The organism is Actinophytocola sp. (assembly GCF_009379765.1).
Classification (GTDB): Bacteria; Actinomycetota; Actinomycetes; order Mycobacteriales; family Pseudonocardiaceae; genus Actinophytocola.
Genome location: NZ_WHTD01000259.1, coordinates 1 through 7,651, shown reverse-complemented (window position 1 = coordinate 7,651; position 7,651 = coordinate 1). Strand labels below are relative to the sequence as shown.

Genomic DNA, 7,651 nt, shown 5'->3' with positions numbered 1-7,651 from the left:
TACACCGACTACTTCATGGTGCTCCCCTCCGCGGGCCTCGAGCGCGCGCTGTTCCTCGAGGCCGACCGGATGCGGGCGCCCAGGATCACCGACGAGAACCTGCGCAACCAGGTCGACGTCGTCAAGGAGGAGATCCGGCTCATCGTCCTGAACCGGCCCTACGGCGGCTTCCCCTGGATCCTGCTGCCGCCGGTGCTCTACCGGACCTTCCCCAACGCGCACAACGGCTACGGCGACTTCGTCGACCTGGTTGCGCAGGTTCTCGTCGGTGATCCTGGGCGCCCGCATCCGGTCGGCCTCGAGGAACAGCGCGCGCTCGAGGCCCGCGGAGGGGAGCACCATGAAGTAGTCGGTGTAGTCCGGGTGGGTGGACCCGTTGAAGGTGCCGCCGGAGGACTGCACGTGCCGGAAGTGCGCGAGCTTCTCGAGGCTCTCGCTGCCCTGGAACATGAGGTGCTCGAAGAGGTGCGCGAAGCCGGTGCGCCCCTCCGGTTCGGACCGGAACCCCACGTCGTAGTGCACGCTCACGCCGACCACCGGCGAGGTCGGATCCGGCGCGAGGACCACACGCAAGCCGTTGGGCAGCGTGAACCTGTTCAGCTCGGTTGCTGGCATGTCCGCAGCCTACGTGCCGGCACCGACACGGGGCCGCCAGCCCGGTGAGTCGATCATCGCTCCGGGTGAACGGGCGGCGGTCCCGGAACTCGCCCTGCGGCACTGTTCCGACCAAGTCGCGAACGGGGGACTCGCCGACGGCCCGGGCCACCGGGCGAGTGGGCTCAGTCGACTGAGCCGGTGAGGGCGGTCTGGCCCGCTTCGTCGGTCTTGAGCCTCGCCCAGCTGCGGTCGGCGAAGTGGACCTGCACGAACCTCGGGCCGCCGCGGAACTGCGGCACGAGGGGCTGCTTCCACCTCTCCACCCCGGCCAGGGCCTGCCTCGGCGCCTCGAACTCGACGACCAGCTCCGCGTCCTCCGGGCGTTCGTGCAGGGGTGGGCGGCGCATGCTCTTGGCGAACTCGCCGGCCGACGCCTTCACGAACTTGCCCAACCCGCGCAGCGCCCCGCCCAGCGAGCCCTCGCGCTTGGCCTCCGCCAGGTGTCCCTCGGCGTCCTGGCCCGCCGCGCGGTCGCGCAGCCGCAGCACGGCCACCCGGTGCGACGTGATCACCAGCCACGAGTGCTCGTGCCGCACGCCGCGGTAGCAGCCGACCGCGGCGCACTGTGGATGGTCGCCGCGGACGGCGACGTACCCACCGCCCGCGGCGTCGTCCCAGTCGAGGATCGCGTTGGCCACCCGTTCGCCGGCGCTGATCGGGTGGCCGTCCTCGTCGAGGCCGCGCACCTTGTACCGCTCGGTGTCGAGCTCGCCGGCCGCCGCGAGGGCCTGGACGGCGTCGCCGCGCAGCCAGTGGGCCGTGGCCAGCGAGCCGACCAGCGGCGCCTCGGCCGCGCCGAACGGATCCATCAGGCGAACCCGCGATCCATCGCGTCCTCGTTGTGGTCGTTGCGCTGGTTCTCGCCGGCGGCCTCCTCGCCGGCTTCCTGCAGGACCGTGTCGGTGGCCAGCTCGGTACCGCTGTCGAGCGCCGTGGCACCCGGTTTGGTGCCGGTGAGGCCCGTGGCGCCCTTGACCAGCAGCGCCATCGGGTCGAGGAACCGCAGCGCCTTGTTGACGCCGACCGCCCGCAGCCCGAGCCGCACCATCAGGCTCTGCGCCTTGATGATCTCCTTGATGGCCGTCTGGATCTCCTTGAGCGCCCGCAGCGCGCGCACCAGCCACTGCAGCGCCTTGGAGATCTGCATGAGGATCCGCGACAGCGTGACGCTGACCCGCGCCGCCGACGTGGCCCACGCCGCCGCCACCGACGAGCCGAACGAGATGGCCGACGTGGCGAGCGCGGCCAGCCACGTGATGATGAGGCCCTCGACGAACTCGCGGACGATGTCGACGAGGATGTCCCACAGGCCCTCGAAGAAGTCGGCCACCTGGTTGAGGTGCTCCTGCAGCTGCAGGCAGCAGTCGGCGAGCGAGCGCAGGCCGTCCTGGAACTCGGTCTTCTGCGTGTTCTGCTTGTCCGCCGCCTCCCCCTCCCAGTACTGGCGCAGCCCTTCCTGCTCGGATGCGTCGGCGTCGGCGAGCTGGTTGACGAACCCGGCCATCCGCGCCCAGCCCTCACCGGTGGCGCGCATCTGGTCCGGGTCGCCGGTGACCTGCTCGAACAGCGGCCGGAACGGGAACATGCACCACTCGACCAGGAACCCGAGGCCGTTGTCCCAGAAGCCCTGCATGGGGTGCGACAGCAGGTCGTCGGCCGTGCGCTTGACCTGCACGCCGGCCACGAACACGGCGGGCAGCGAGGACGCGTCGCGGAAGTCGCCGACCGCGTCGACCAGACCACCCGCGTCGGCGGCGGCGTCGACCTCGGGCGTGGCCGCCTGGAAGCCGCCGACCTGCGAGAAGTTGGTGTCGGACAGCTGGTCGGTCACGCCCTGGAAGTGGCCCGCCCAGCCGTCGTCGATGGCCGAGTACTGCTCGGCGCTCGCGTTGAGCCGGTCGGCGGAGCTGCGCAGGTACTCGGCTGCCTTGCCGACGTTCTCCTCCACGTTGTCGACCATGTCGTCGTAACCGGTGGCGAACCCGGCGTTCATGCCGATGAGCCCGAAGCAGTCCTCGGTGGTGCGGGCCTGCTGGATCTGCGTCTTGAGCCCGTCGATGACCCCCGCGCGGTCCTGGTCGTAGCCCGCCTTCGCCTGCAACGCCCCCGGCGAGACCCGGAACTCCCCGCCCATCAGCTTTCCCGCCCGAACACGTTCTCCTGGCTGAGGTCATCTTCGTCGCGGCGCGAGCCGGCCGACCGGCGCGCGGCGACGGCGTCGAGCTCCGGGATGTCGGGCAGCTCCGACCCGGCGGCCTTCAGCGCCTCGTCGTAGCGGTCGCCGACGATGGGCCGGATGGCCTGCTCGAGCTGGGCGGCCGCGTCGGCGCCGGCCCGGTGGACGGTGTCGACGATGGCGGTCTGCAGCGCCAGCGCGGTGCCACCCATCACCCGGTCGTCGAGCTGGAGGGACACCAGCGCGCCGCCCGGCGCCACGGTGGCCGCCACCAACCCGTCGGCACTGCGTGCGGTGCCCTGGGTCGTGGCCACCACCGTTCGAAGATCGGCGGCCTCCGCGAGCGCCTGCTCGCTCTGCTCTTCCGCCTGCCGCAGCCAGTTGTCGGCACTCGACACGGGTTCACCTCCGCAATCGTCCATTCGGTGTTTCGCCGAACGTACCGAAATGGGCGGTCGATCGAGGCGGTTTCAGCGAAGCTGACCCGATGCGGTGAGCACGGCGTCCAGCTCACGGAGGAACGCGGGGAAGTCCCGCACGACGTCCGCACCCTCGTACCAGTAGATGCCCGCGTCGCCGTCGGCCGCGGTGTCGAGGCCGGCGAAGCGGGCGAGCCAGCCCTCGGTCTCGCCGAGCACCACCGCGTAGGGCAGCGACCGGGACAGCACCATCTCGCGGTCCTCGGCCGGCACGCCCGCCGGGTCGGTGCCGCGCAGGTAGCCGAGCAGCCCGCGGACCTGCTGCACCAGTACGCTGCCGCGCTTGGTCCTGGCCGGCATGAACCGGGCGCCGAGCGCGAGCCCCAGGCCGCCGATCACCACCGCGAGACCGAGCAGCGCGTGCCCGATCGTGAGCGCCAGGACGGCGGTTGCCGCGCCGCCGAGGACCGCGAGCAGCACGCCGGCGATCATCCAGCGGGTGCGCACGTGGTCGGGCCTGCGGGTGAACCACTCGTGCCGCACGACGCCCGCGTAGAGCTCGTCGCGCACCCCGGACAGGTCCGGCCGCCGGCCGCGCAGCTGCGTGAGCGACACCTCGGCCGCGTCCCCGAGCAGGGCGGTCCACACCGCCCGCTCGTGGCCGGTGAGCGCGTCGTCGGGCGGGTTGCGGCGCACCAGGAACCAGTCGCCGCCGGCGTGCCGGACGCACAGGTAGTTGCGCACCGCGAGGTCGACGACGGTGGCGGTCACGTCGGCGACGTCCACGTGCTCGTCGACGACCGTGCCGACCTCGCCGGGCAGCACGCCGTCCGGCGAGGCGAACGCGACCCGGCCGCCGTCGGTGACCAGCAGCTCGACCGGTGCGGCTGACGCCGGATAGTCGGCGGCGAGCGCACGGGCGTCGCGGCCGCGGGCCAGCCAGAGCAGCCCGAACCCGCCGACCAGTACCAGGGCGAGCGCGCCGAGCCCGATCCCGCTGACCGGGGTGAGGGCGAACGCGCCGGTCGTGGTCTCGTCGAACTCCGCGTTGCCGCCGACCGTGCCGGAGGGCAGCGTGACCGCGAGGTCGACCCGCTCGCCTGCGGGCAGGTCCTCCTGGACCACGCGCAGCACCTGGCCGTGGTCGGTGAGCGCGGACGAGCAGGGCGCCTCGGAGCCGCGCCGGCCGGCCAGGCAGACGATCTCGCTGGGCAGGTCCGGCGCGACGAACGAGGCCCGCAGCAGCCGGACGGTGACGTCCCAGCCGCCGGCCACCTGCCAGCGCACCTCCTGGTGGTCGCCGGCGTCGACGACCGCGCCGTCGACGGTGTAGGTGACCGTGGTGGCGCCCTCGCCGAGCCGCATGACGAACTCGTCGCCGGTGATCTCGGTGCTGCCGTTCCCGTCGACCTTCACGTCGCGGACGGTGAACACCCGATCGGTGTCGTCGCCGGCCTGGATGCGCAGCGGCTGGTGCCGGGTCATGGTCTTGCGGGCCTGGACGAACACCTGCTCGGTGACCGACAGCCGGCCGTCGTGCTCGACCTTCAGCGCGATGTTGATGCTCTGCGGGAGCAGCGGCACCGGGCGCGGGCCGGACGGCGGGGTGCTCGGCTTCGTGGGGTCGAGCGAGATCGACGGGGTGCCGGGTGGGGTGGCGCCACCGGACGGTGCCGGGAACTCGAAGGTCGGGCCGCCCGGAGATGGCGCGGGAACGGACGGGCCCGTCGGCTGGACCGACCCCAGGAACGCGGCGCCGGACACCGCTGCCGCCGCCGCGAGCGCGGCCCCCCACTTCGCCAACACGCCTGCGGAGGGTAGTCCAGTGCCAATATGCTCACCGCCTGTCCGGCGAGATCGGGCCGGGTTGGTTGACGCGTGGGGGGACAGCGGGGATGACGCGGGGATGACTCAGCCACCACCGGGTCCGTGGCGCCCGACCGGACCGCTGCCGCCGCCGCGGGCGCGCCCGCTGCCGCCGCGTCCCATGCCGGGGTACCGGCCGGGACAGCACGCCGGGCCGCGGCCACCGCAGGCCGCGCCCTACCCGGCGCCGCCCCAGGGTTGGCAGACCGGGCCGTACCAGCGGCCGCCCGGCCAGGCCGGGCCACCGCAAACCGGCCCGTACCAAGGTGCGCCGCCCGGAGGACCGCCGACCCGGCCGCCGTTCCCGCCCGCCGGCAGGCCACCGGGCGGGTACGGGCCACCGTCCGGGCCGTACCGGGGCCCGCAAACGTTTCCGCCGGGGTATCCGCCGCCCGGCTCGACCACGCCGCCGTGGCTGCAGGGCTACCCCGGGCACCCGGGGATGCTGCGCCCGCGGCCGAAGTCGAACACCGGCCCGCTGGTGGCGACGATCCTGGTCGCCGTCCTGGTGGTGGGCGCCGGGCTGATCGGGTTCCTCGCGCTGAACGACCGAGGCGACCACGTCGCCGACACCGGCTACGACGAACCGGCCACCACGGGCAGCAACGAGTCCGGCACCACGACCGAGACGTCCACGGAGACCACCTCCGACGACCCGACGACGACCACCGACGACCCGACCGACGACCCGACCACCGAGGACACGCCGACCGAGACGACGCCCGCGGGCCCGCAGCCGGTGTACACGCTGGGCGACAACCCGCTGTTCGCCGGGGACAACGGCACCCCCGCGGTGACCTGCGACCTGGCGCGCTGGGGGACCGACCCGCAGGGTGCGGCGGCATTCTTCACGAGCGCGATCCCGTGCCTGGACGCGGCGTGGGGGCCGGTGCTGCAGCGGGCAGGGCTGCCGTTCGCCACCTCGGCGATCGAGTTCCCCGAGGGCACCGAGTGGTCGAGCCCGTGCGGCGCGGTCTCGGGCGGGCGCGCGGCGGCGTTCTACTGCGCGGAGAACAGCACCCTGTACATGCCCTACGCCGGGCTGCAGACCGAGCAGTACGGCGCGCATCCCGGGGTGTACCTGGCGCTGCTGGCCCACGAGTACGGCCACCACGTCCAGGCGCTGAGCGGGGTGATGGGCGCGTACGCCGACGCCCGGTACAACGCCGGGGTGGACTCCGAGGCGGGGCTGGAGCTGTCGCGGCGGCTGGAGCTGCAGGCGCAGTGCTTCTCGGGCATGTTCCTCGCGGCGACGTACTCCCGAGGCTCGGTGGACGACAACATCCTGAACGAGGCCCGGACGACCCAGGACCGCGGCGACCACCAGGCGGGCGTGCCGCGCGACCACGGGTCCGACGCGCACACGTCGGGGTGGTGGGAGCAGGGCGCGCAGAAGAACCGGACGTTCCAGTGCAACACCTGGCTGTCACCGCCGGCGGACGTTGCCTGAGGACGCTGCCCGAGGACGCAGCTCAGCTCGCCAGCCGCAGGGCCGGTGGCAGGGCGGTGCCGCGTGGGCCGCGGCGGATGAGGAAGGCGTAGCCGGCGCCGGCCAGCCCGCTGACCACGAAGAGCACGAACCCGAGGCCCTGCCCCGGCGCCCGGTCGCCGACCGCGGCGCCCGCGGAGTGGACCACCAGGTCGTCCCCGGCCGGACCGGGCGGGACGAGGATCTCGACCGGCTCGCCCTTGGCGTGGCCGCAGCCGTCGAAGCGGGCCTGCCGGTCGGTGCCGTCGACCTCGAACGTCACCGTCTCGGTGGCGCCGGACGCGCTGCACGGCGCTCCGGCGGCGACGCTCGCGGACACCCGGGTCCCGGCGTCCTCGGCGGCCGTCGTGAAGCCGAAGAGCCCCAGCGCGCTGGCGACCACCGCGGCGACGATGCCGACCGCCAGCAGCCCCAGACCGACCGCGGCCCAACGCAAGTAACCGGGTGGTACCTGCCAGCCCGCGATCCGCACCCGACGATGGTCGCAGATGCCACGGAGCGCGATTACCTCAGTCGGTATCGCTCGCGGGGGTGATCTTCTTGACGTAGATTCTCCGGTAATCCATTTCGGACGGTTCCACTGCGTCGTTTCCCCTGGTCAGAGATACGGCTGAGTCACAAGGAGGATTCCACACGGAGCAGGACTGAGCCCCCGACTGAGCCCCCCGGGGAGTTCCGTTCCGCCCGCCACTTGAGTTGCTGTTCTTTGCATTTCAAGGGAACACCGTGCACCCTGTCTGACCTGGAAGGGAGCAAGGGGGCAAGGGTGCAGAAGGCCCCCGGCGGAGCGCTCCCTTGACGGGGCTCACCCTGAGTCAGGCCTAATTTTGGCCCGACTCGGGCATGAGCCCGTATCCTGGTGACATGTGCGAGCTGCCGATCCCGGAAGCACGGGACCACCTCTCTGAGCCTGGATCCACCGCACGAATTTGAGTGATCATTTCTAGCGGTGTAGTTGATCTTCAATCGGATGTGCTCGGTCGTGGGCGCGTGATATCTGCTGGCCTCGCGTCCAGCTTGTTCACTTGGCGTCTCCGGTCGGGC

7 protein-coding genes are annotated in these 7,651 nt (G+C 72.5%); 1 reads left to right on the top strand and 6 read right to left on the bottom strand.

Going from position 1 to position 7,651, the window contains the following annotated elements:
- The 5 genes from GEV28_RS41190 to GEV28_RS41170 all read right to left on the bottom strand — a co-directional run.
- Positions 1 to 615: insulinase family protein (locus GEV28_RS41190; RefSeq protein ID WP_291419663.1), on the bottom strand; the 615-nt coding region annotated here is incomplete at its 3' end.
- A gap of 164 nt (positions 616 to 779) precedes the next feature.
- Entirely contained in the window at positions 780 to 1,466 is a 687-nt protein-coding gene (locus GEV28_RS41185) for a hypothetical protein (protein ID WP_291419661.1), read from the bottom strand.
- Positions 1,466 to 2,791, bottom strand: coding sequence for a hypothetical protein (locus GEV28_RS41180; protein WP_291419659.1), 1,326 nt, complete (start codon positions 2,789 to 2,791; stop codon positions 1,466 to 1,468). Before GEV28_RS41180 ends, GEV28_RS41185 begins: the two co-directional genes overlap by 1 nt.
- Positions 2,791 to 3,231: a YbaB/EbfC family nucleoid-associated protein gene (locus tag GEV28_RS41175; protein ID WP_291419657.1), complete on the bottom strand. Its 441-nt coding sequence runs from the start codon at positions 3,229 to 3,231 to the stop codon at positions 2,791 to 2,793. Before GEV28_RS41175 ends, GEV28_RS41180 begins: the two co-directional genes overlap by 1 nt.
- Positions 3,232 to 3,303: 72 nt before the next feature.
- The gene (locus GEV28_RS41170) at positions 3,304 to 5,058 is read right to left on the bottom strand and encodes a DUF2207 domain-containing protein (RefSeq protein WP_291419655.1); all 1,755 of its coding nucleotides are present in this window, start codon (positions 5,056 to 5,058) and stop codon (positions 3,304 to 3,306) included.
- 100 nt (positions 5,059 to 5,158) lie between these two features.
- Here GEV28_RS41170 and GEV28_RS41165 point away from each other — a divergent pair, with 100 nt between their 5' ends.
- Positions 5,159 to 6,568, top strand: a complete 1,410-nt coding sequence (locus tag GEV28_RS41165; RefSeq protein WP_291419653.1) for a neutral zinc metallopeptidase — start codon at positions 5,159 to 5,161, stop codon at positions 6,566 to 6,568.
- Positions 6,569 to 6,590: 22 nt separating this feature from the next.
- On the opposite strand, the gene GEV28_RS41160 is transcribed toward GEV28_RS41165, so the two are convergent.
- Positions 6,591 to 7,079, bottom strand: coding sequence for a hypothetical protein (locus GEV28_RS41160; protein ID WP_291419651.1), 489 nt, complete (start codon positions 7,077 to 7,079; stop codon positions 6,591 to 6,593).
- Positions 7,080 to 7,651: the final 572 nt, after the last annotated feature.